The organism is Stenotrophomonas sp. Sm2128 (assembly GCF_030985535.1).
Taxonomy (GTDB): domain Bacteria; phylum Pseudomonadota; class Gammaproteobacteria; order Xanthomonadales; family Xanthomonadaceae; genus Stenotrophomonas; species Stenotrophomonas maltophilia.
On sequence record NZ_JAPTFQ010000031.1, the window covers coordinates 18,580 to 39,015 of the forward strand.

The following is a 20,436-nucleotide window of genomic DNA, read 5'->3' on the forward strand; positions in this document are numbered from 1 at the left end:
GGTTACTTGCCCTGGCCTGTGTTGCGGTTGGCATTGTTCTTCTGTTCCTGCGCGGCAGCCGCGCGTGATTCGGCGATACCCACCGCGCGTGCCGCCGCGGCCTTTTCGTCTTTCTGCAGTTCCAGCGGCTGGAACGAACCTTCCGGCGCCAGCCAGCCACCACTGAACCCCGCCCGCTCCAGGCCCTTGCGGATGTACGGGTTCTTCTTCATCACTTCCCAGACGAAATCATTGCGATAGTTGGCGATCATGGTCAGGATCGGCCCCTGGTCGATGGCGATGTAGTCGCTGGCGACCCAGCCACGATCCGGCACCACGCGGCCGGTCTTGATCGGGATGTCGTAGTTGAAGCTGGGATTGAACGAATCCAGGAAGCCGTAGCTGGAATAGATGTAATCGCCGTAGCGCTTGTGCATCTCCAGCGTGGCCGGGATCACCTGTTCCGGCGCGAACACCACCGACGCGATCGCGGCGGTCGGAGCGATGGTGCCGTCATCGAAGTTTTCGCGCAGGCCAGCGCCGCGCGAAGAGTAATGGCGGAACTGGCGCTGCTCGCCACGGTATTCCTGCGTGGTGTTCTGCGGGCCATCGCTGGCGGTCAGGCCCCAGACGTTCTCGCCGTAATCCTTCCACTGCATCGGGTTGGCGATGGCGTACTCACGCTGGGCCAGTGCGGCCGAGCGGCTGTTGAGGAAGTAGGTGCTGCCGCGCTCGCGCATGTAGGCGTCCTGGATGTCGCGGAAGTCGATCCAGACGTGGCTGTACTGGTGGCCGAACAGTGGGCCGAAGGACAGGTATTCCTGGCCTTGGTAGACCCCCCAGTCGTTGTCATAGGTGCGCGTCCACACCGTCCACGCATCCGGGCTGACCGGGTGCGTCGGCGAACCGAGGGCAAGGATGTAGACCATCATGGCCTCGTTGTAGCCCATCCAGTCGTGGTCGATGAAACCGCTCTCGGGGAACCAGCCCATCGAGATCAGCGGCGCACGCTGCTGCAGCCAGGGCCAGTCGACCTTCCTGTACAACGTGTCGGCGATCTGGCGGATTTCCTTCTCGCGCGGATCGTCACCGTCGTAGTACGACTGCGCGAACAGCACCCCCATCATCAGCAGCGCGGTATCCACCGAGGACAGTTCGACCCAGCTGTCGTAGCGACGGCCTTCCTGCATGTCCAGGAAGTGGTAATAGAAGCCCTTGTAACCCGCCTTGCCGGTACGCTGCGGGCCCATCGGCACGTCGCGGAAGAATTTCAGGGTAGTCAGGGTGCGGTCGATCGCCTGGTTGCGGCTGACCCAGCCGTTCTCGATGCCGATCGGATACGCGGTCAGTGCGAAGCCGACCGAGGCGATGCTGGCGAACGGCCGCGACGGATAGCGGTCCGGGGTCAGGCCATTGATCTCGTTGGTGGTATCCCAGAAGAACTGGAAGGTGCGGCGCTCGATGTCATCGAACAGCGGCGGCAGCTCAGGTTTCATCGGCCGCGGCGGTGCATCGGCCTCGATCAGGATCACCGGCGGCCGCGGCTTGGCAGGCTCCTGCTGGGCCGGCTGGCAGGCGGCCACGGCCAGGCTCAACGCTGCGGCGGACAACAGATGACGTGCCTGCATGGCGCGATTTCTCCGGTGGTCTGATCGATGGGAAAGCATACCGTCCAATGATCTGAAATCGTTTACAAGGTGCGTTCTTAAAAAACCACGAAAAACGTGGTTTGACACCGCGATCATTGCCCATGCCGATGCCCCCTGACCGGCAGCGGCATGGGCAATGGACCGGCACAGGGCCGGCCATTGCTGTTTTCACGCGCCCGATGCCGCCGGCGGAGCGGCGGCATCGGGGTCATGCATCCATCCGGGCTTAGAAGCGGAAGCCCACTTCGGCCTTGACCTGGCGCGGCGTACCGACGATGTCGCCGGTCTCGTTGTAGCTCGCGGTCAACTTGCCATTCTTGTAGTAGTTGTAGTTCGAGAAATTGTCGAAGTTGAACACATTGATGATGTCGATACGCGCATACAGCTCGGTATCGCCCGGCATCTTGAACGTCTTCGTCGCCTGCAGGTCGACCGAGCGATAACCGAAGATCTTGCCACCCAGCAGGAACTTGCCGTTGCCACCCGGAACCGCCGCCATCGGGGTCGGCAGGTCGAAGCCATTGGCCTGCGGCACGCCGTACCAGTCGTTGATCGCGGTCGGGGTGGCCAGGGTGATCTTGCCACCGAAGGTGATGCCCCAGAAGCCCGCATACGAACCGGTCACCACCAGGCGGTGACGCGGCGCGCCGTTGGAGCGGATGGTCGGGTAGTCACCGATCACGCCACGGTCGAACGCGTAGTGCTCGTTGATGTCACGGTTGTGGCGGGCGGTGGTCCAGGTATAGGCGATGGAGGTGCCCCAGCCGCTTTCCTGGGTGAACGGCTTCTGCGCCGACAACAGGATCTGGGTAGCACGGGTCTTGATGCCCTGCTGGCCGATGATCAGGCTGCCGAAGCCCGGCACGTTGCAGCTCCACGCCTGGCCCAGACCGGCTTCGGTGCCACCGCACAGACGCGGATCGTCGAAGAAGTTGCCGGTCGGGTAGCGGTTGCCCAGGGTGAAGGCGAAGCCGTCATAGGTGAGCGTGCGCGAGATGGTGGCGTCGGTCAGCCAGTCGCCGATCTGGTTGCTCATGCCCAGGCTGAACTGGTCAGCGTAGGGCACCTTCAGATTGTTGTTCAGCAGGTCGACTTCCAAGCCGGCATTGCTGGTCGAACCGACCAGGCTCTGGAGGTTGCCGATACCGTTGAGCAGGTTCGGGTTCCAGTCATAGCACGCGGCGTTGCCCTGGAAGCACTGACCGGTTGCCGGATTGCGGAAGTAGATCGTCGGCTGCGGCAGGGCCAGCTTGGTGGTTTCCAGCTGCAGATAGTCGAACAGGTCGCGGTCGTAGGAACGACCGGCACCACCGTGGATCACGTGCTGCTCGTCGGCATTGATGTCATACGAGAAACCCAGACGCGGCTGCCAGGCATTCTTGAATGCCTTGCGGTTGTGGCCGTTGCTGATGTAATCGTTGATGTTCAGGCCGCTCAGCGCCAGCGTGTCAGCGTAGCTCTGGCCAGCGGCGGCACGCGGATCCTGCGCGAACAGCGCATTGACCACTTCCGGCGGGGTCACGAAGTCCAGATAGGACGGGTTCTTCTCGTAGTCCCAGCGCAGGCCGAGGTTCAGCTGCAGGTGGTCGTTGACCTGCCAGTCATCCTGGATGAACAGACCGATCTGCTTCACCTTCGAGCGCACTTCGCCGGACACGCCGGACACGCCGGTGACCGGCTTCACGAACTGTGCCTTGTACGGGATGCTGTCCGGGAAGGTCGGGTTGTCGATGGTGTAGTAGAACTGCGGATTGATCTGCGCCGCATCGGAGGCGTACAGGTCGATCTGCTTGTACTTGGCACCCATCTTGATGGTGTGGTCGCCCGCCCACTGGATGCCATCCAGGGTCAGGTTGTCTTCGACCGACCAGCCCTTCTGGCCCTTCACCTGCGACGACATTGCCGAGGAACCACCGATCGAGACGATGGCGCGCTCCTCGTTCTTGCCGTCCGGCGCGGTGTAGTTGAAACCGTTGCCCATGCTCAGCGGCTTGGGATTGTTGAACGAATCCTCGTGGGTAACCATCAGCTCGTTGTAGTAACGCTCACCGCTGTGGTTCCAGCGCAGCGCGTAACGGCGGTCAGTGTTCTTGGTTTCCTTGCCGTGCATCGGCGCGGTCTGGTCCGAGAACTGCTGCTGGGTTTCATCACGGTCCTGGAAGGTCAGTTCCAGGCGATCGTTGTCGGTCGGCTCGAAGTCGACCTTGGCGAAGATCAGGTCCTGCTGGAACGGCTGGCTGGCCGGGCCCAGGCCGGCCTGGGCATCAGCCGGGACGCGGTTGGCCTTGTTGGTCACCGAACCATGCGGTGCGATGGTCACCGGCAGATCGAAGCGCTTGGCTTCATAGGTCACGAAGAAGTGGGCCTTGTCCTTGACGATCGGGCCGCCCAGGGCGAAGCCGTATTCCTTCTCGGCCGAATCCTCCTTGCCCTTGCCCGGCTGACGCTCGGCCGGGGTCATCGCGCGCATGCTGTCGTTGGTATAACGGTAGAAGGTTTCACCCTTGAACTCGTTGGTACCCGACTTGGTCGCGGCCGTGACCGCTGCACTGGACACCTGGCCGTACTCGGCCTTGTAGTTGCCGGTGATGACCTTGTACTCGCCGATGGCCAGCTGCGGGAACGGGTTACCGGCACTGCCGGACTGACCGGCCACGCCGCCGCCCTTGACGTAGCTCTTCTGGCCCACACCGTCGATGTAGACGTTGGTGCCGTCGGAGTTGGTGGCACCGCCGCGCAGCGAGGTGTTGCCCTTGGCGTCGCGGGTGAAGATCATGCCCGGCACCGCGTCGGCGAACTCCAGGAAGTTGCGCGAGACCTGCGGGGTGGTCTGGATCTGCTGCAGGCTGACGGTCTTGCCGACTTCGGACGTGCGCACTTCCTGCAGCAGGGTCGGCGCGACGACGTTGACAGTGTCCAGGTTGGTGGCTGCGGTCGTACCCGGGGTGCTGCTGGCAGCGCCGGCAAAGTTCAGGGTAGCGGTCGAGGCCACGGTGACGGTGACCTTCTGCGACTGGCCGTTGGCGACCACGTCATAGGTGCCCGGGTCCAGGCCCATCAGCGAGTAGCTTCCATCGGCACGGACGGTACCGCGACGGACGGTGCCGGTGGCCACGTTGGTGGCGGTCACCTCGGCGCCGGCCTGCGCGCCGGAAACCTGGCCGCGCAGGCTGGCATTGGCCGACTGCGCCATGACGTTCGGAGCAGCAGCCAGCATCAGGCAGCTGACCAGTGCGGTGCTCAGCAGCCGGCGCGCCGGCGTGCGGAAGGTGGTGTGCATCATCAACTCAATCTCCGGGTGGCGGTAACCGCTTGCGCGGTCCCTGCGATCAATCAAAAAAGAAGGAACGCCTCCGGCTTCAACGGCCGGATGGCGGAGTGGTGGAATCGCGAACTATCAAGCGGGGAACCAGGGTCTGCTTGTCCCCTGTCCCATCCGTGGAGGTGCCGTCCATCAACTGCATCAGGCGCGTCATGGCCCGATCGCCGAGTTCGGCGATGCTGACCTGCATGGTGGTCAGCGACGGGTGGACGAAACGCGCCAGTGGAATGTCATCGAAACCGGCCAGGGCGACGTCGGACGGAACGTGGACACCTGCCTGCGTGAACGCATACAGGCAACCCAGCGCCATCATGTCGTTGGCGGCGAACACGGCATCAGGCAGCGCTCCGGCTGCCAACAACTCCTGACCGGCGCGATGGCCGGAAGCTTCGTCGAAATCACCGGGCAGCTCGATGCCTTCGGCGTCACTGCCGAAAGCCGCCAACGCGTCACGGAAGCCACGCAGGCGCTCGCGCGCGTCGAAGTTGAGGTCCGGGCCAGAAATGAAAGCGATACGGCGGTGACCCGCGTCAAGCAGATGGCGGGTCATCGCCATCGCACCGGCATGGTCATCGATGCTCAGCACCGGGTGGTCCTGCCCGGGCAGATAGGTGTTGATCAACACCGTTGGCAACGACTGCGGCAGGTTGTCGGTCAGGAATCCCGGGCTCTCCGCATAGGGCGAGAGCACCAGCAGGCCGTCGACGCGGCCGCGCATGGCGCGCAGGGCAGCGCCCTGCTGCTCCTGGTCACCGTGGTAACTGGACACCAGCAGGTGCTGGCGGCGGTTGCGGGCGACGTTGTCGATGCCGCGCATCAGCTCGGAGAAGAATTCGCCGTACAGGTCAGGCAGTACCACGCCCACCGTATTGGTGCGACGGCTGCTGAGGCTGCGGGCGGCGGCGTGCGGGGTGTAACGCAGCCGTGCGGCCACCTCCAGCACAAGCTGGCGGACCGGTTCGGCGACATTTTCATGCCCGTTGAGCGCGCGGGAAACCGTGGCCACGGAGACCCGGGCTTCGCGAGCGACGTCTTTGATTGTGATAGCTGCCTTGTTCACGAAGCCGCCCTCCACGGCTTGGACCTACCAGCATTGGCGCGGAATGTAAGCGTTTCCATCTGGGCTTGTAAACAGTCCGTTAGGCGAATGTCCTGAAATGGACATGGAAATCTGTCTGTGGCGGGCCCGCTGACGGACCCGCCAGGACAGTGTGGGACAAGGGCTCAGCCCTGTTCTGACGGGGTCAATGCACGAATGGACAGCGCGTGGATGTCGGTCTCCATCATCGCGCCCAGCGCGGCATAGACCGCGCGATGCCGGGCCAGTGGCCCCAGTCCGGCGAAGCGTTCACTGACCACATGCACGTTGAAATGACCGCGGCCATCGCGCGCACCGGCGTGGCCTGCATGACGATGACTGTCGTCTTCGATTTCCAGCACGCTCGGGGCCAGCGCCTGCTGCAGTGCGTCACGCATCCGCTCGATCCGCTCCGCGTTCACGGCAGGACCTTGCGGAACGGACGCACCTGTACATGGGTGTAGACGCCCGCGGCTACGTAAGGGTCGGCATCAGCCCAGGCCTGGGCCTGCACGAGCGACTCGAACTGCGCGATCACCACCGAACCACTGAAGCCGGCCGGGCCCGGGTCCTCGCTGTCTACTGCCGGGCACGGTCCGGCCAGCAGCAGGCGGCCTTCGTCGCGCAGCGCGTACAGGCGCGCCAGGTGTTCCGGACGTGCTTGCAGTCGCTGTGCCAGCACGTCCTGGCCGTCATAGCCTTCAATCACATACCACACGGCATTTCCTCGCTTGCGTTGTCGGGTGCGCAGATTCTAGCCAATGCCGCCCTCGCCCCAGCCCGGCTGGACACTGGCGCGACAAAGGCTTACCCTAGACACCATTGCACGTGGCTGGATGCAGCAGCCCGTCGGTTTCTGCGGCCAACGCAGCCCCCGACGACCGTCCCGCTGCTTCGAACCGGACCACCTGGCCGGGCCACGTAGACGACCTCCCCGTAGTTCCGTCGCTGCCGTTTACTGCGGCGCGTCCTGCTGTTTGATATGTGTGGAATCGCGCCGATCCCGGCGTGTCTGGTGCCGTGGGGCGCCGTGGCGTTGGCCCGGTGAACCCGCTGCCGCGACTGGTCCGATGCAATCCTGATGTCCATTAGATGACTTCCGAACTCGCGCTCGACGCGAACCCGCCAACCCGGCCGCCCGCCCCCCAGCAGCAGGAAATGCCGCTGGCCGTGGTGCATGGGCAACCGGTCCTGCAGATTCCGCAGGACCTGTACATCCCGCCGGACGCGCTGGAAGTCATCCTGGATGCCTTCGAAGGCCCGCTGGACCTGCTGTTGTACCTGATCCGCCGCCAGAACCTGGACGTACTGGACATTCCCGTGGCCGAGATCACCCGGCAGTACGTGGAATACATCACCGTGATGCGCGAGCTGCGCTTCGAGCTGGCCGCCGAGTACCTGGTCATGGCCGCGATCCTGGCCGAGGTGAAGTCGCGCATGCTGCTGCCGCGCCCGGTCAGCGAGGAAGGCGACGAGGCCGACCCGCGCGCCGAACTGGTGCGCCGCCTGCAGGAGTACGAACGCTTCAAGCAGGCCGCCGAGGACATCGACGCCCTGCCCCGCCAGGACCGCGACACCACGGTGGCACACGCCTTCATGCCCGAACGTGCTGCGGTGAAGCTGCCGCCGCCGGTGGACCTGAAGGAAATGCTGCTGGCCCTGCACGACGTGCTCAAGCGCGCCGAGCTGTTCAGTGGCCACGCCATCAAGCGCGAGGCGCTGAGCGTGCGGCAGCGCATGGGCGAAGTGCTGGGCCGGCTTGAAGATGGCAAGTTCTACCGTTTTGAAGGGCTGTTCACCGCAGAAGAAGGCAAGCTGGGCGTGCTGGTCACGTTCCTGGCGGTGCTGGAACTGGCCAAGGAACAGCTGCTGGACATCGTCCAGGAAGAGCCGCTGGCGCCGATCTACGTGAAGTCCCTAGCCGCCGGCAACACCAATGCCCCGCTGCAGTTCAGCAGCGAGTTCGACGACAACGACGCCGCCAACGAGAACGAGTGAGCGCTGACTGCCGATGGACCAAACGCTGATCAACCGCATTGTCGAGGGTGCCCTGCTGGCCTCCAGCCAGCCGCTCACCCTGGCCCAGCTGAAAGACCTGTTCCCGGAAGAGGAGCCGGCACCGCCGGGCAGCATCGAACGTGCGCTTGAGCGCCTGCGCGAAGCCTGCGAAGGCCGTGGCGTGGAACTGGTCGAGGTCGCCTCCGGCTTCCGCTACCAGGTGACCGGCGAAGTGCATGGCTGGATCAGCCGGCTGTGGACCGAACGCAAGACCCGCTATACCCGTGCCACCCTGGAAACCCTGGCGCTGATCGCCTACCGGCAGCCGATCACTCGTGGCGAGATCGAGCAGGTGCGCGGCGTGGCGGTCAGCAGCAACATCATCCAGGCGCTGGAGGAACGCGAGTGGATCCGCGTGGTCGGCCACCGCGACGTGCCCGGCAAGCCTGCCCTGTTCGGCACCACCAAGGGCTTCCTGGACTACTTCGGCCTGAAGCGCCTGGACGAGTTGCCGCCGCTGTCGGAACTGAAGGACCTGGGCGAGCTGGAACCCCAGCTGGCCCTGGACCGCGACGCACCGGCCGCCGCCAGTGCCGAGGGTCCGGACATTTCAGCTGGCGCCGATGGCGCTGCTGCCAACGATGACGCCGGCCTGGCCGGCAGCGACACCCCCGACTCCGCCGACGCAGCGTCTGCGTCGGCTTCCGATGAGCAAGCACCTTCGCCCCTTGATGATGGGCACCCCGATTCCGCGCCGGGCGAGCGCGCGGTGCCCCTGAACGAACGCGAAGACAACGCCGTCGCGATGACGACCGTGGCTGTTGACCAAGCCGATTCCGAACCAGAGGCCGACCCCGAAACCGTCGGCCGGAGCAAAACTGATGAGTGACACCCCCCGTAACAAGCTCTCGCTGAAGCGCGAAGCCACCTCCGAACAGTTCAAGCTGGAAGAGCGCCTGCACAAGGTGCTGGCCCAGGCCGGCCTGGGTTCGCGCCGCGCGCTGGAACAGCGCATCGCCGAAGGCCTGGTCAAGGTCAACGGTGAAGTCGCGCAGACCGGCATGTCGGTCAAGAGCGGCGACAAGATCGAGCTGGATGGCCGCGGCTTCGTCGCCACCGCCCTGGCCGAACCGTCGCGCGTGCTGGTCTACAACAAGCCGGAAGGCGAAGTGACCACCCGCGAAGACCCCGAAGGCCGCCCGACCGTGTTCGAATCGCTGCCGCCGCTGAAGGGCGCGCGCTGGATCGCCATCGGCCGCCTGGACATCAACACCACCGGCCTGCTGCTGGCCACCACCGACGGTGAACTGGCCAACGCCATGATGCACCCGTCGTTCGAGGTCGAGCGCGAGTACGTGGTGCGCGTGCGCGCCCCGGAAGGCGAGGAGAAGGTCTCCGACGCCATCGTCGACCGCCTCGCACGCGGCGTGGCACTGGAAGACGGCCCGGCCAAGTTCGACGAGATCGAACGCATCGGCGGCACCGACTCGCACGACTGGTTCCGCGTCGTGGTGAAGGAAGGCCGCAACCGCGAAGTGCGCCGCCTGTGGGAGTCGCAGGGCTGCCAGGTCAGCCGCCTGAAGCGCACCCGCTACGGCAAGGTGAGCCTGCCGCGCGAACTGGCCCGTGGCCATTCGGTGGAACTGGGCACCGCCCAGGTTGAAGCCCTGCGTGCGCAGCTGAAGCTGGAAGAAGGCGCGCCGTCGGCTCTGACCCTGCAGCCGGTGATCGGCCAGCGCCGCGCCGCCAAGACCACCGTGCGCGTGCGCGAAGGTGGCCGTGGCAATGCCTACGTCAACGGCCATAACACCGCAGACGAAGGCCGCGAGCTGCGTCGCTTCGACAACGTCCGCGAAGACCGCGGCCGTGGCCGCGGCGGCAAGGGCGGCGGTTTCAAGGGTGGCCTGACGGTCAGCGGTGAAGCAGCAGCCAAGCAGTCGCAGAGGCCGTTCAAGCAGCGCACCCAGAAGAACGACCGTTCGCTGCCGGAAGGCAACCCGGCCGCGTTCCGCACCTGGTACGTGCCGGATGGCGTGAGCACGGGCCCGAGCGGCCATCGCAATGCCGGTCCGGGCGCGCGCGGCCCGGGTGCCCGTGGTCCGGGCGCAGGCGGCCAGGGCCGTCCGTACGGCAAGCCGAAGGGTCCGGGCGCCGGTGGCGGACAGGGCCGTGACGGTTTCGGCGGTGAAGGCCGTGGCGGCGCAGGCGGCCAGGGTCGTCCGGCCGGTGCCGGCAACCGCTCGCAGGGCCAGGGCAACAAGCACCCGTATGGTCATCCGGGCAATGCCCCGAGCTTCCCGTCCGACCACGCCACGCCGGGCTTCAACCCGTATGGCAGCCCCAAGCCGGCGCAGGGCGCCCGTCCGGGCGGTCGCGGGCCGGGTGGTGGCAACCGTGGTCCGGGCGGCAATCGCGGCCCCGGCGGTCCGGGTGGCAACCGTGGCCCGGGTGGCCCCGGCGGCAACCGCGGTCCGGGCGGCCCGCGCCGCAGCGGCCCGCGCGGCGGCTGATCACCGGCACGCCTGAAATGAAAAACCCCGGCGCAGGCCGGGGTTTTTCGTTGAAAAGGGGACGGAGGGGATTAAGTCGTTTTTGCCACGGCCTGTGTCAAAGGGGCGAAAGCGACTTAATCCCCTCCGTCCCCTTTTGCGTGGCGCTGGAACGCGGCGGGTGTGGTGCCGGTCATGCCGCGGAAGAAGGCGATGAACGGGCTCTCGGCGGAGAAGCCGGTGTCCTGCGCCACGTGCGCCACGCGTTGGCCCAGCAGCAGCAACTCCATGGCCCGCATCAGGCGCCATTGCTGGCGCCAGGCCTGGTAGCTCATGCCGGTATCACGCTGCATCAACCGGCCGACGGTACGCGCGCTCAGGCCCGTGCGCGCGGCCAGCTCCCCCAGTTCGGGCGGCAGCTGTTCGGCCACCGGGAGGCACCGTGCGATCCGCGGATCACGAGGCAGAGGCAGGTCCATCGGCGCCACCGGTGCAGCAGCGATTTCCAGCACGCACAACGCCAGTTGGTGGTGCGCGCGCGGCGACTGCCAGTCATGGTCGAACGGCGCCTGCGCGATCGGCTCCAGCAAGGCCTGCAGCAGCGACCCCACGCCGATGATCGCCGGCTGCCGGGGCAGCTGGGCCGACAGCGTGGCGTCGAAGTACAACGAACGGTAGTCGACCGCCTGGCGCATCTGCGCGCGATGGCGCAGCCCGCCCGGAATCCACGCGGCGCGCGCGGGCGGCAGCAGGCTGATGCGATCACCGTAGGTCAGGCGCGTGCAGCCCTGCCGGGTATACAGCAGCTGCGCGCGTGCATGCTGGTGCCAACCCGAGTCGTGATCCGCCAGTGAGGCTGCAATCCCCAGCACCGGAGCGCTCCAGGCATCGGCGTCGAAGTGCGCGTGCGGCTGCAACCAGGCCATGTCTTATTTCATACATTCGATGACAGGATAGACAGAGTGCGCCATTGCGGACGCGACCACAATGCGCGGCCCTGTTCCTGGAGCGCCCGCATGTCGCGCCGCCTGTTGTTGCTCACCATTGCACTGCTGATGTTCCCGCAGTTGGCACAGACCCTGTACAGCCCGGCCCTGGCCGATCTGGCCGAACGCTTCGCCCTGCCGCCGAGTGCCGCCAGCCAGGCCATGAGCCTGTACCTGTTCGGCTTCGCTGCAGGCGTGCTGCTGTGGGGGCGCCTGGCCGATCGTATCGGTCGTCGCCCTGCCCTGCTATGCGGGCTGGCCGTGTTCGCACTGGCCGCCTGCGGCGGCCTGCTGGCCAGCACCTTCGGCCAGGTCCTGCTGGCACAGGCACTGGCCGCACTGGGTGCGGCGGCGGCCTCGGTGGTAACCCAGACCGTACTACGCGACCACCTGCAGGGACCCGCGTTGGCGCAGGCGTTCTCCTGGATCGGCATGGCCCTGGCCCTGAGCCCGGCCATCGGCCTTGCACTGGGCACGCTGCTGGTCGCCGCCCATGGCTATGTCGGCGTACAGTCCGGCCTGCTGCTGATCGCTGCCCTGCTGGCAGTCGCATGCCTGGCGGGCCTGCGCGAAAGCCGCCCTGCACAGATCCCGCACGCGCCCATGCTGCCGTTGCTGCGGGAACTGCTGCGCGATCGCTGGATCTGGTCACACGCGTTGCTGGTGATGGCCTTCAACGTGGCGATGTACAGCTGGTATGTGCTCGGCCCCTTCGTGTTTGCGCGCCTGCACTGGCCAGCCACCTGGTTCGGCGCCAGCGGCGCGGTGCTGGCACTGGGCTCGGGACTGGGCGCGTGGGGCAATGGCCGCCTGCTGCGTGCAGGCGTTGCCGCAACCACGCGCATCCGCATCGCCGCAGGACTGGTCCTGACGGGAGGCCTGCTGGCCGCGCTGCTGCATGATCACCCTGCCCTGATCGCGGCGATGGTGCCGGTGGTGACGGGCTTCGGCCTTGCCATTCCCAATGTGCTCGGCCAGGCCCTGCGCGGCTATCCACACTGTCTCGGCAGCGCAGGCGCGCTGTTCGGCCTGCTCTACTACCTGTTGATCGGTGCGGCAATGGCGCTGGTCGGTGCGGTGCAGATGCTGGCACCGACCGTTATCGCGTGTGGCCTACTGGCCTTGTGGCTGCAACGGCGGCGTCCCGCTGCAGCCTAGGAATTGCTGCAAAAGCAGCGCACTGTGCTGGCCTTCCGGGAACGGCTTTGATTCCCCGGCTATCGTGCGCGCGCTCCCACACAAGGCAGATGCCCATGATCACCATCACCGCCGAACAGGCCCGCGCCAACGTCGATGCCGCCAAGCGCCCGATCGAACTGTTCTACCGCGATCTCGACAACGCCATCCAGATCGGCTCGGAAAATGGCCGCCGCTACATCGTGTTCGGCTTCAGCCAGGTGATGGCCAGCGAGCAGCTCGTCGAAGATGTGGTCGCACAGCTGCTGAAGAATGGTTTCGGTGTCGAACGGTTGTTGAGCGATTCCGAACAGCACTACATCCGCATCAGCTGGGGAACTGCCGCGCCGTCGCGCCTCAGCGCCGGCTGAGGGTGAACGCGGTGCCGTCCACGCCCAGATCCCAGCCCTTGCCGGTACCGGACAGGGCGAGCGAGATGTCGCCCTTGGTCATCACCTGCGCGTTGCTGGACTTCACCGCACCGGCATGCGCGCCCACCGAGGCGTAAGTACCCAGCAGCTCGTTGACGCTGACTGCGCCGGTGAAGCTGCCACGTCCGTTGGTGATCTTCGACTTACCCAAGGTCAGACCGCCGCCCTTCATCTGGATGCGCACCGGCATGCTGGCGCCATTGCTGCAGGTGACCGTGCCATTGCCGGATGCAGTCTTGTAGATCAGCGACCAGCCAGAGAGGTTGTAGCGCAGCTCGCAGTCGAGGTTGCCAGCGGCGTGCGCGGCCGGGGCCAGCGATGCGGCAGACAGGGCAAGCAGCAGGGCGAAGGGCTTGTTCATGGCAGGACTTCCAGTTCGGTCGGACTGCCGGCGAATCTAGCAGCGCGCGCGTGCACGTTGGATGCAGGCGCACGCGCTGGTGCAGCAGTGTTCAGGCCGGTGCTCAGGCCTGTTCGTCCAGGTGGAAGGCATCGGCATCGAGCATCGCCGGGAAACGCGCGCGGTGTGCGGCCAGCGCCTCGGCCGAGATGGTGGTGGTGACCACCTGTTCGCGTTCGCGGATCTCCACCTGCGGCTGGCCGAGGAAATCCAGCACCGCGCTGTCGCCTGCGTAGTGCAGCTGGTTGCCATCGACACCGACGCGGTTCACCGCTGCCACGAAGCACAGGTTTTCAATCGCACGTGCACGCAGCAGCGTCTTCCACGCATAGGCGCGTGCCGACGGCCAGTTGGCGACGAAGATCTGCAGGTCGAAATCCAGCTGCTGCGGACGCTCCACGTTGTAGCGGTTGCGGCAGAACACCGGGAAACGCAGGTCGTAGCAGACCTGCGGATTGATCCGCCAGCCCTTCCATTCCACGCTCAGGCGGTCGCGACCGGCGGCATAGCGCTCGTGCTCGCCGCCGTAACGGAACAGGTGGCGCTTGTCGTAGTACTGCAGGTCGCCATCGGGCGTGGCGAACAGCAGGCGGTTGTAGACGCCCTCGCCGTCGCGCAGCTGCACGCTGCCGATCACCGCCGCGTTCAAGGTCCTGGCTTGTTCGCGCACCCAGGCCACGGTCTGGCCGTCCATGCCTTCGGCCTGGGCAATGGCGTCGTTGGAGAAACCACTGGTGAAGGTCTCCGGCAGGATCACCAGGTCGGTGGTGCCGGCCAGCGGTGCGAGCAGCGCGCCGTAGTAGGCGCGGTTGCCGGCCGGATCGTGCCAGCGGGTGTCGCCCTGGACGAGGGAAATGCGCAGGTCCTGCATGTTCAAGCCTCGCTCAGAGCAGGCGCAGGCGTTCGATCGCCGCGTCCATCGTTGCTTCATTCTTGGCAAAGCACAGGCGCACCAGGCGCTGGCCGGCCGGCGGGTTTTCGTAGAACGGCGACAGCGGGATCGCGGTCACGCCCTTCTCGATGGTCAGCCACTTCACGAACTCATGGTCCGGCAGGTCGCTGATGGCCGAGTAGTCGACCAGCTGGAAGTAGCCGCCGGGGACCGGCAGCGCCTTCAGGCGAGTGCCGGCCAGCTGCTCGCGGAAACGGTCGCGCTTGGCCTGGTAGAACGCGCCCAGCTCCAGGTGGTGTTCGGGTTCGTCGCGGATCATCGCGGCGAAGCCGTACTGCGCCGGGCCGAAGCTGGTGAAGGTGTTGTACTGGTGCACCTTGCGGAACTCGGCGGTCAGTGCCGGTGGTGCGATCGCATAGCCGATCTTCCAGCCGGTGCAGTGATAGGTCTTGCCGAAGCTGGAGATCACGAACGCGCGCTCGCGCAGTTCCGGGTAGCGCAGCGCCGATTCATGGCGGCGGCCGTCGTAGATGATGTGTTCGTACACCTCATCTGAGATCAGGTAGATCTGCGTGCCACGCAGCAGCTCGGCCAGTGCCTGCATGTCCTGCGCCGACAGCATCGCGCCGGACGGGTTGTGCGGGGTGTTGACGATCAGCATGCGGGTGCGCGGGGTGATCGCCGCACGCACGCGGTCCCAGTCGACCGCGAAGGTCTGCGGATCCAGCGACACATGCACGGCCTTGGCACCGGCCAGGTCGATCGCCGGTTCATAGCAGTCATACGCCGGGTCGAGCACGATCACTTCCTCGCCGGCACGCACCACGGCGTGGATGGCGTTGAAGATGGCCTCGGTACCGCCACTGGTGACGGTGATCTCGCTGTCCGCATCGACCTGCGCGCCGTAGCAGTCCAGCGCCTTCTGCGCGATGGCCTGGCGCAGCGGCGCCACGCCGGTCATCGGCGGGTACTGGTTCAGCCCGGCGGCCATCGCCCTGGCGGTCTCGTCGATCAGGCGCTGCGGCGCCGAAAAGTCCGGAAAACCCTGGCCCAGGTTGACTGCGCCGTGTTCGGCGGCGAGCTGGGACATCACGGTGAAGATCGTGGTACCGACCTTGGGCAGCTTGGTGTTCGGTTGCATCGGCCTGGGCTGTGGGGGAACAGGCCTGCGAGTTTACGCAATCCGCGCGTCGGTAGTGCCGGCCGCTGGCCGGCCCCCCCTGGGACGATCTGCGACGCCGGGTCGCATCTGCCGGCCAGCGGCCGGCACTACCATCGGCATTCACCGCTACAATTGCCATCGCACTCCGGCATGAAGACCCCTGCCCCTTGAACACCCCTGCATTGCTGGCCGCCAGCGGCCTGAGCTTCTCCCGCAATGACGAGCCGGTGTTCGGCCCGCTGGACTTCCATGTGGACGCCGGCGAAGCCCTGCTGGTGCAGGGCGGCAATGGCGCCGGCAAGACCACCCTGCTGCGCGTGCTGGCCGGCCTGGCCCGGCCCGGCGCCGGCCAGGTGCGGATCGACGGCAAGCCGGCGAGCAATGCCGAACGTGCACGCTACGTGGCCTACCTCAGCCATCTGCCGGCCCTGAAGCCAGACCTGGACACGCTGGAGAACCTGCACTTCCTGTGCGGCCTGCATGGACGGCGTGCGCGGCAGATGCCCGGCAACGCGCTGGCCATCGTGGGCCTGGCCGGTTATGAGGACACTCTCGTTCGGCATCTGTCCGCCGGGCAGAAGCGGCGGCTGGCACTGGCACGCATCTGGCTGTCGCCGGCGCCGCTGTGGCTGCTGGACGAGCCCTATGCCAACCTCGACCTGGAGGGCATCACCCTGGTCAACCGCATGATCTCGGCGCACCTGCGTGCCGGCGGCGCTGCGCTGGTCACCACCCATGGCGCCTATGCCGCACCGCCGGTGCGTACCCGCCAGCTCGACCTCGGCGGTGCCGCATGATCGCGCCGGGTACCGAGCCAGGCCTGTGGCAGACCGCAGGCGCCCTGCTCAAGCGCGACCTGCGCCTGCTCTGGCGCCGCCGCGGCGATGCGCTGCAACCCCTGCTGTTCGCGGTGCTGGTAGTGGTGCTGTTCGCGCTGGCCCAAGGCCGCGAACCACAGCTGCTGGCCGCCACCGCCGGCGCGGTGCTGTGGCTTGCTGTGCTGCTGGCGGGCCAGCTGTCGCTGGATTCACTGTTCCGTTCCGACGCTGAAGATGGCTCGCTGGAACAGTGGCTGCTGGCGCCGGTGCCGCTGGCCTGGCTGGTGCTGGTGCGCGTGCTCCTGCACTGGGCGACCACTGCGCTGCCGCTGATCGTGGTCAGCCCGCTGTTGGCCGAAATGCTGCATCTGCCGCATGACCAGCTGCCGATGTTGCTGGCATCGTTGCTGCTGGGAACGCCGTTGCTGAGCCTGATCGGTGGCGTGGTCGCCGCACTGACCGTTGGCATCCGACGCTCTGGTATTCTCGTGGCGCTGCTGTCGCTGCCGCTGTACGTGCCGGTGCTTGTGTTCGGCGCCGGCAGCCTGGCGGCAGCCGGACGCGGGCAGGATCCGGTCGGTGCGCTGCTGATGCTGGGCGCTGGCCTGCTGCTCGCGCTGGTGCTGGCTCCGCTGGCCACTGCCGCTGCAATACGTATTTCTCTGAGTTGACCGAGCTGAGAGCCAATCCACCCCTGCTGGATAGCCGCCACGCATGAATCCGATTGTCCGCTGGTTCCACCAACTCGGTTCGCCTCCCACGTTCGACCGTTTCGCTGCCCGCTGGTCGCGGGTGTTCTACCTCGCGGCGATGCCGGTGCTGCTGGTCGGCATGTGGCAGGCGCTGCTGGTGGTGCCGCCGGAAGCCAAGCAGCTGGACAGCTTCCGCATCCTTTACATCCACGTGCCCAGTGCCTGGATGAGCCTGTTCGTATTCGCGCTGATGGCGCTGTATGCCGCCATCGCGCTGATCTGGCGGATCAAGGTCTGCGAGATCCTGGCCATGGCCTGCGCGCCGATGGGCGCCGGTTTCACCCTGATCACCCTGCTGACCGGCAGCATCTGGGGCAAGGGCACCTGGGGCACCTGGTGGGACTGGGACCCGCGCATGACCAGCGAGCTGGTGCTGCTGTTCCTGTACCTGGGCGTGATCGGCCTCTACCACGCCATCGAGGACCGCCGCAGCGCCGCACGTGCGGCGGGACTGCTGGCCATCGTCGGCGTCAGCCTGCTGCCGGTGATCCGCTATTCGGTGGACTGGTGGGGCGGCCTGCATCAGCGCCAGTCGATCAACGTGTTCGGTGAATCGGCGATCAGCAGCGCGATGATCGCGCCGCTGTGGTGGATGGTGATCGGCACCAAGTTCTGGTTCGCCGGTTCGGTGCTGGCCAAGGCGCGCGCCGACAATCTCGACCGCGAGGCCGGCAAGGCCTGGGTCGGTGGACGCGTCGGTGCCGAACGCCCGGTCCGGGAGGCCCAGCCATGACCCACCTTCCCTATGTGATCGGCGCCTACGCCGTGTTCGTGCTGGTGCTCGGCGCCGACGCCATCGGTTCGTGGCTGCGCCTGCGCGTGGCACGCCGGCTGGCACTGGCCCGCCAGCAGCGGCAGCAGACCCGCGCCGGCAGGCAGGACGCAGCTGTGCCGCTGTCGACGGAGCTGGAACGATGACCCCGGTACAGCGTCGCCGCTTGGCATGGGTGCTGCTGGCCCTGCTCGCCTCCGGCCTGGCCACTGCGCTGGTGGCGATGGCACTGGAGCGCAACATCGCCTACCTGTACACGCCTTCGGAAGTGCTGCGCGGTGATGTCGATGCGCAGTCGCGCTTCCGCTTGGGCGGCATGGTGGTGAAGGGCTCTTTCAATCGGCCGGTCGGCTCGCTGGAAGCACGTTTCGAAGTGACCGACGGCGACGCGCAGCTGGCAGTGACCACCTCGCGGATCCTGCCGGACATGTTCGCCGAAGGCACGGCGGTGGTCGCCAGCGGCCGCCTGCAGGGCGGCACCTTCGTCGCCGACGAAGTGCTGGCCAAGCACGATGAGAAGTACGTGCCGAAGGAAGTGGCCGACAAGATGGGCGATGCCCACCGCAAGCACGATGTGCCGGTGACGGCCCCCGAGGTGCGCTGAGTGCTGCCCGAACTGGGTCAGATCCTGCTGATGTGCGCATTGCTGGCCTCGCTGCTGCAGGCCGGCCTGCCGCTGGTCGGCGCACATCGCAACAACACGGCATGGATGGCGGTGGCACGGCCAGCCGCGTTCGCGCAGCTGCTGCTGCTCGCCGGCGCGTTCGCGGTGCTGACCGCCGCGTTCGTGCAGCAGGATTTCTCAGTGCGCTACGTGGCCGAGAACTCCAATTCGCTGCTGCCGATGATCTACCGCTATTCGGCGGTCTGGGGCGCGCATGAAGGCTCACTGCTGATGTGGGCGCTGGTGCTGGCATTGTGGACCGGCGCGGTGGCGCTGTTCTCCCGGCATCTGCCGGCACCGGTGCAGGCGCGCGTACTGGCGGTGATGGGCATCGTCAGCGTCGGCTTCCTCGCCTTCCTGATCTTCACTTCCAACCCGTTCCTGCGCCTGAACCCGGCGCCGCTGGAAGGGCGCGATCTCAACCCACTGCTGCAGGACCCGGGGCTGATCATCCATCCACCGATGCTGTACATCGGTTACGTGGGTTTCGCCGTTCCGTTCGCATTCGCGGTGGCGGCGCTGCTGGAAGGTCGCGTGGATGCGCGCTGGCTGCGCTGGACGCGGCCCTGGACCAACGTCGCCTGGGGCTTCCTGACCCTGGGCATCGCGCTGGGCAGCTGGTGGGCCTACTACGAGCTGGGCTGGGGTGGCTGGTGGTTCTGGGACCCGGTGGAGAACGCCAGCTTCATGCCATGGCTGGTCGGTGCGGCACTGATCCATTCGCAGGCCGTCACTGAAAAGCGCGGCACCTTCGGCAGTTGGACCCTGCTGCTGGCGATCGCGGCCTTCGCGCTGTCGCTGCTGGGCACCTTCCTGGTCCGCTCCGGTGTGCTGACCAGCGTGCATTCGTTCGCCGCCGATCCCTCGCGTGGCCTGTTCATCCTGGTGTTCCTGTCGGTGCTGGTCGGTGGCAGCCTGCTGCTGTACGCGCTGCGCGCCAGCCAGCTGAGCGTGGACGCCGACGACCCGCGCCGTGGCTTCACTGCCACCTCGCGTGAGACCCTGCTGCTGGCCAACAACCTGCTGCTGGCCACGGCCTGCGCGATGGTGCTGCTCGGCACGCTGTATCCGTTGCTGGCCGATGCGCTGTCGCTGGGCAAGATCTCGGTCGGCCCGCCCTACTTCGGCAGCCTGTTCCTGCTGCTGATGGCGCCAATGATCCTGCTGCTGCCGTTCGGCCCACTGGTGAAATGGCAGCGTGACCAGCCCTCGCGCGCCTTCGCGCTCCTGGCACCGTGGCTGGGCCTGGCGCTGCTGCTGGGCGCGATGGCCTGGTGGCAGGCGCCGCAGAACGGCTGGAAGGCCGGCATCGGCGTGGCCGCTGCGGCCTGGGTCGCACTCGGTACCGCACGCTTCGTCTGGCAGCGACTGCGCGGCAACGGCCGCTTCACCGCCGAAATGCTCGGCATGATCGTTGCCCACGCCGGCATCGCCGTGTTCCTGGCCGGCGCGCTGCTGGTGGAAGCCTTGAACGTGCAGCGCGAAGTGGCGCTGGCCCCGGGCCAGCAGCTGGTGGTCGGTCGCTACGAAGTGCGCTTCGAGGGCGTGGACCATCGCGAAGGCCCCAATTTCATCGCCGACCGCGGTCACCTGCGGGTGTTCCGCGAAGGCCGCGAACTGGCCCTGCTGCACCCGGAGAAGCGCCAGTACGCCAGCGGCGGCCAGGTGATGACCGAGGCCGGCATCGATGCACGCTTCGACGGCGATGTCTACGTGGCATTGGGCGAGCCGCTGGGCAACAATGCATGGGCGGTACGGGTGCACATCAAGCCATTCGTGCGCTGGATCTGGCTGGGCGCGCTGCTGATGGCCCTGGGCGGATTCATCACCGCCGCCGACCGCCGTTTCCGTCGTCCGTAGGAGTTTCC

At 66.6% G+C, this 20,436-nt stretch carries 20 protein-coding genes; 11 read left to right on the top strand and 9 right to left on the bottom strand.

Annotated features, from left to right (window positions below; all coding sequences use genetic code 11):
- Positions 1-2: 2 nt before the first annotated feature.
- The 5 genes from O0K41_RS10855 to O0K41_RS10875 form a co-directional block, all read right to left on the bottom strand.
- A complete protein-coding gene (locus O0K41_RS10855; RefSeq protein ID WP_049451706.1) occupies positions 3-1,607 on the bottom strand; it encodes a glucoamylase family protein in 1,605 nt (534 codons plus the stop codon).
- A 247-nt stretch (positions 1,608-1,854) separates the two neighbouring features.
- Positions 1,855-4,911 (bottom strand): TonB-dependent receptor, encoded by a 3,057-nt coding sequence (locus O0K41_RS10860; RefSeq protein WP_099484810.1) that lies wholly within the window; start codon positions 4,909-4,911, stop codon positions 1,855-1,857.
- A 76-nt stretch (positions 4,912-4,987) separates the two neighbouring features.
- Positions 4,988-6,025, bottom strand: a complete 1,038-nt coding sequence (locus tag O0K41_RS10865; RefSeq protein WP_012480808.1) for a LacI family DNA-binding transcriptional regulator — start codon at positions 6,023-6,025, stop codon at positions 4,988-4,990.
- 149 nt (positions 6,026-6,174) lie between these two features.
- On the bottom strand, positions 6,175-6,426 hold the full coding sequence (locus O0K41_RS10870; protein WP_032963317.1) for a BolA family protein: 252 nt from the start codon (positions 6,424-6,426) through the stop codon (positions 6,175-6,177).
- A 20-nt stretch (positions 6,427-6,446) separates the two neighbouring features.
- A complete protein-coding gene (locus tag O0K41_RS10875; protein WP_049451704.1) occupies positions 6,447-6,746 on the bottom strand; it encodes a YciI family protein in 300 nt (99 codons plus the stop codon).
- Positions 6,747-7,120: 374 nt separating this feature from the next.
- Between O0K41_RS10875 and O0K41_RS10880 the strand changes: the two genes are divergently transcribed.
- From O0K41_RS10880 to O0K41_RS10890, 3 genes are read left to right on the top strand one after another with little or no spacing between them, the layout of a single operon-like run.
- Complete coding sequence (locus O0K41_RS10880; RefSeq protein ID WP_005410330.1) at positions 7,121-8,026, top strand: ScpA family protein; 906 nt, start codon at positions 7,121-7,123, stop codon at positions 8,024-8,026.
- 13 nt (positions 8,027-8,039) lie between these two features.
- Positions 8,040-8,915 (top strand): SMC-Scp complex subunit ScpB, encoded by an 876-nt coding sequence (gene scpB / locus O0K41_RS10885; RefSeq protein WP_005410331.1) that lies wholly within the window; start codon positions 8,040-8,042, stop codon positions 8,913-8,915.
- Positions 8,908-10,536 carry a pseudouridine synthase gene (locus tag O0K41_RS10890; RefSeq protein WP_164222033.1) on the top strand — a complete coding sequence of 543 codons (1,629 nt, stop codon included), beginning with the start codon at positions 8,908-8,910 and terminating at the stop codon, positions 10,534-10,536. The genes scpB and O0K41_RS10890 overlap by 8 nt, the downstream gene beginning before the upstream one ends.
- A 116-nt stretch (positions 10,537-10,652) precedes the next feature.
- Here O0K41_RS10890 and O0K41_RS10895 read toward each other — a convergent pair whose 3' ends face one another.
- Positions 10,653-11,441: a helix-turn-helix transcriptional regulator gene (locus O0K41_RS10895; RefSeq protein WP_005410333.1), complete on the bottom strand. Its 789-nt coding sequence runs from the start codon at positions 11,439-11,441 to the stop codon at positions 10,653-10,655.
- 90 nt (positions 11,442-11,531) lie between these two features.
- Between O0K41_RS10895 and O0K41_RS10900 the strand changes: the two genes are divergently transcribed.
- Together O0K41_RS10900 and O0K41_RS10905 are read left to right on the top strand one after the other, a co-directional pair.
- The gene (locus O0K41_RS10900) at positions 11,532-12,659 is read left to right on the top strand and encodes an MFS transporter (RefSeq protein WP_164222035.1); all 1,128 of its coding nucleotides are present in this window, start codon (positions 11,532-11,534) and stop codon (positions 12,657-12,659) included.
- Positions 12,660-12,754: 95 nt separating this feature from the next.
- Positions 12,755-13,048, top strand: coding sequence for a hypothetical protein (locus tag O0K41_RS10905; RefSeq protein ID WP_005413984.1), 294 nt, complete (start codon positions 12,755-12,757; stop codon positions 13,046-13,048).
- On the opposite strand, the gene O0K41_RS10910 is transcribed toward O0K41_RS10905, so the two are convergent.
- The 3 genes from O0K41_RS10910 to O0K41_RS10920 all read right to left on the bottom strand — a co-directional run bounded on the left by O0K41_RS10910 (position 13,035) and on the right by O0K41_RS10920 (position 15,541).
- Positions 13,035-13,469: a hypothetical protein gene (locus tag O0K41_RS10910; protein WP_088435921.1), complete on the bottom strand. Its 435-nt coding sequence runs from the start codon at positions 13,467-13,469 to the stop codon at positions 13,035-13,037. The genes O0K41_RS10905 and O0K41_RS10910 overlap by 14 nt on opposite strands.
- A 103-nt stretch (positions 13,470-13,572) precedes the next feature.
- Positions 13,573-14,379, bottom strand: a complete 807-nt coding sequence (locus O0K41_RS10915; RefSeq protein ID WP_123958828.1) for an amidohydrolase — start codon at positions 14,377-14,379, stop codon at positions 13,573-13,575.
- Between the two features lie 13 nt (positions 14,380-14,392).
- Positions 14,393-15,541, bottom strand: a complete 1,149-nt coding sequence (locus O0K41_RS10920) for a pyridoxal phosphate-dependent aminotransferase (RefSeq protein ID WP_005410338.1) — start codon at positions 15,539-15,541, stop codon at positions 14,393-14,395.
- A gap of 188 nt (positions 15,542-15,729) precedes the next feature.
- On the opposite strand from O0K41_RS10920, the gene ccmA reads away from it, so the two are divergent.
- Genes ccmA through O0K41_RS10950 form a run of 6 tightly spaced genes read left to right on the top strand, consistent with a single transcriptional unit; the run spans position 15,730 to position 20,428 of the window.
- A complete protein-coding gene (ccmA, locus tag O0K41_RS10925; protein ID WP_005413987.1) occupies positions 15,730-16,359 on the top strand; it encodes a heme ABC exporter ATP-binding protein CcmA in 630 nt (209 codons plus the stop codon).
- The gene (gene ccmB, locus O0K41_RS10930; protein ID WP_005410340.1) at positions 16,356-17,051 is read left to right on the top strand and encodes a heme exporter protein CcmB; all 696 of its coding nucleotides are present in this window, start codon (positions 16,356-16,358) and stop codon (positions 17,049-17,051) included. Before ccmA ends, ccmB begins: the two co-directional genes overlap by 4 nt.
- A 43-nt stretch (positions 17,052-17,094) precedes the next feature.
- The gene (ccmC, locus tag O0K41_RS10935; RefSeq protein WP_043035336.1) at positions 17,095-17,865 is read left to right on the top strand and encodes a heme ABC transporter permease CcmC; all 771 of its coding nucleotides are present in this window, start codon (positions 17,095-17,097) and stop codon (positions 17,863-17,865) included.
- A complete protein-coding gene (gene ccmD, locus O0K41_RS10940; protein ID WP_005413988.1) occupies positions 17,862-18,050 on the top strand; it encodes a heme exporter protein CcmD in 189 nt (62 codons plus the stop codon). The genes ccmC and ccmD overlap by 4 nt, the downstream gene beginning before the upstream one ends.
- The gene (gene ccmE / locus O0K41_RS10945) at positions 18,047-18,508 is read left to right on the top strand and encodes a cytochrome c maturation protein CcmE (RefSeq protein ID WP_005413989.1); all 462 of its coding nucleotides are present in this window, start codon (positions 18,047-18,049) and stop codon (positions 18,506-18,508) included. The genes ccmD and ccmE overlap by 4 nt, the downstream gene beginning before the upstream one ends.
- Positions 18,509-20,428, top strand: a complete 1,920-nt coding sequence (locus tag O0K41_RS10950) for a heme lyase CcmF/NrfE family subunit (protein ID WP_049451692.1) — start codon at positions 18,509-18,511, stop codon at positions 20,426-20,428.
- The last annotated feature ends 8 nt before the right edge of the window (positions 20,429-20,436 follow it).

Excerpts from the sequence above, each read along its gene's own strand:
- O0K41_RS10855 (WP_049451706.1), bottom strand. The coding sequence starts at position 1,607 with ATGCAGGCACGTCATCTGTTGTCCGCCGCAGCGTTGAGCCTGGCCGTG.
- O0K41_RS10860 (WP_099484810.1), bottom strand. The coding sequence starts at position 4,911 with ATGATGCACACCACCTTCCGCACGCCGGCGCGCCGGCTGCTGAGCACC.
- O0K41_RS10870 (WP_032963317.1), bottom strand. The coding sequence starts at position 6,426 with ATGCGTGACGCACTGCAGCAGGCGCTGGCCCCGAGCGTGCTGGAAATC.
- O0K41_RS10880 (WP_005410330.1), top strand. The coding sequence starts at position 7,121 with ATGACTTCCGAACTCGCGCTCGACGCGAACCCGCCAACCCGGCCGCCC.
- scpB (WP_005410331.1), top strand. The coding sequence starts at position 8,040 with ATGGACCAAACGCTGATCAACCGCATTGTCGAGGGTGCCCTGCTGGCC.
- O0K41_RS10890 (WP_164222033.1), top strand. The coding sequence starts at position 8,908 with ATGAGTGACACCCCCCGTAACAAGCTCTCGCTGAAGCGCGAAGCCACC.
- O0K41_RS10895 (WP_005410333.1), bottom strand. The coding sequence starts at position 11,441 with ATGGCCTGGTTGCAGCCGCACGCGCACTTCGACGCCGATGCCTGGAGC.
- O0K41_RS10900 (WP_164222035.1), top strand. The coding sequence starts at position 11,532 with ATGTCGCGCCGCCTGTTGTTGCTCACCATTGCACTGCTGATGTTCCCG.
- O0K41_RS10905 (WP_005413984.1), top strand. The coding sequence starts at position 12,755 with ATGATCACCATCACCGCCGAACAGGCCCGCGCCAACGTCGATGCCGCC.
- O0K41_RS10910 (WP_088435921.1), bottom strand. The coding sequence starts at position 13,469 with ATGAACAAGCCCTTCGCCCTGCTGCTTGCCCTGTCTGCCGCATCGCTG.
- O0K41_RS10915 (WP_123958828.1), bottom strand. The coding sequence starts at position 14,379 with ATGCAGGACCTGCGCATTTCCCTCGTCCAGGGCGACACCCGCTGGCAC.
- O0K41_RS10920 (WP_005410338.1), bottom strand. The coding sequence starts at position 15,541 with ATGCAACCGAACACCAAGCTGCCCAAGGTCGGTACCACGATCTTCACC.
- ccmB (WP_005410340.1), top strand. The coding sequence starts at position 16,356 with ATGATCGCGCCGGGTACCGAGCCAGGCCTGTGGCAGACCGCAGGCGCC.
- ccmC (WP_043035336.1), top strand. The coding sequence starts at position 17,095 with ATGAATCCGATTGTCCGCTGGTTCCACCAACTCGGTTCGCCTCCCACG.
- ccmD (WP_005413988.1), top strand. The coding sequence starts at position 17,862 with ATGACCCACCTTCCCTATGTGATCGGCGCCTACGCCGTGTTCGTGCTG.
- ccmE (WP_005413989.1), top strand. The coding sequence starts at position 18,047 with ATGACCCCGGTACAGCGTCGCCGCTTGGCATGGGTGCTGCTGGCCCTG.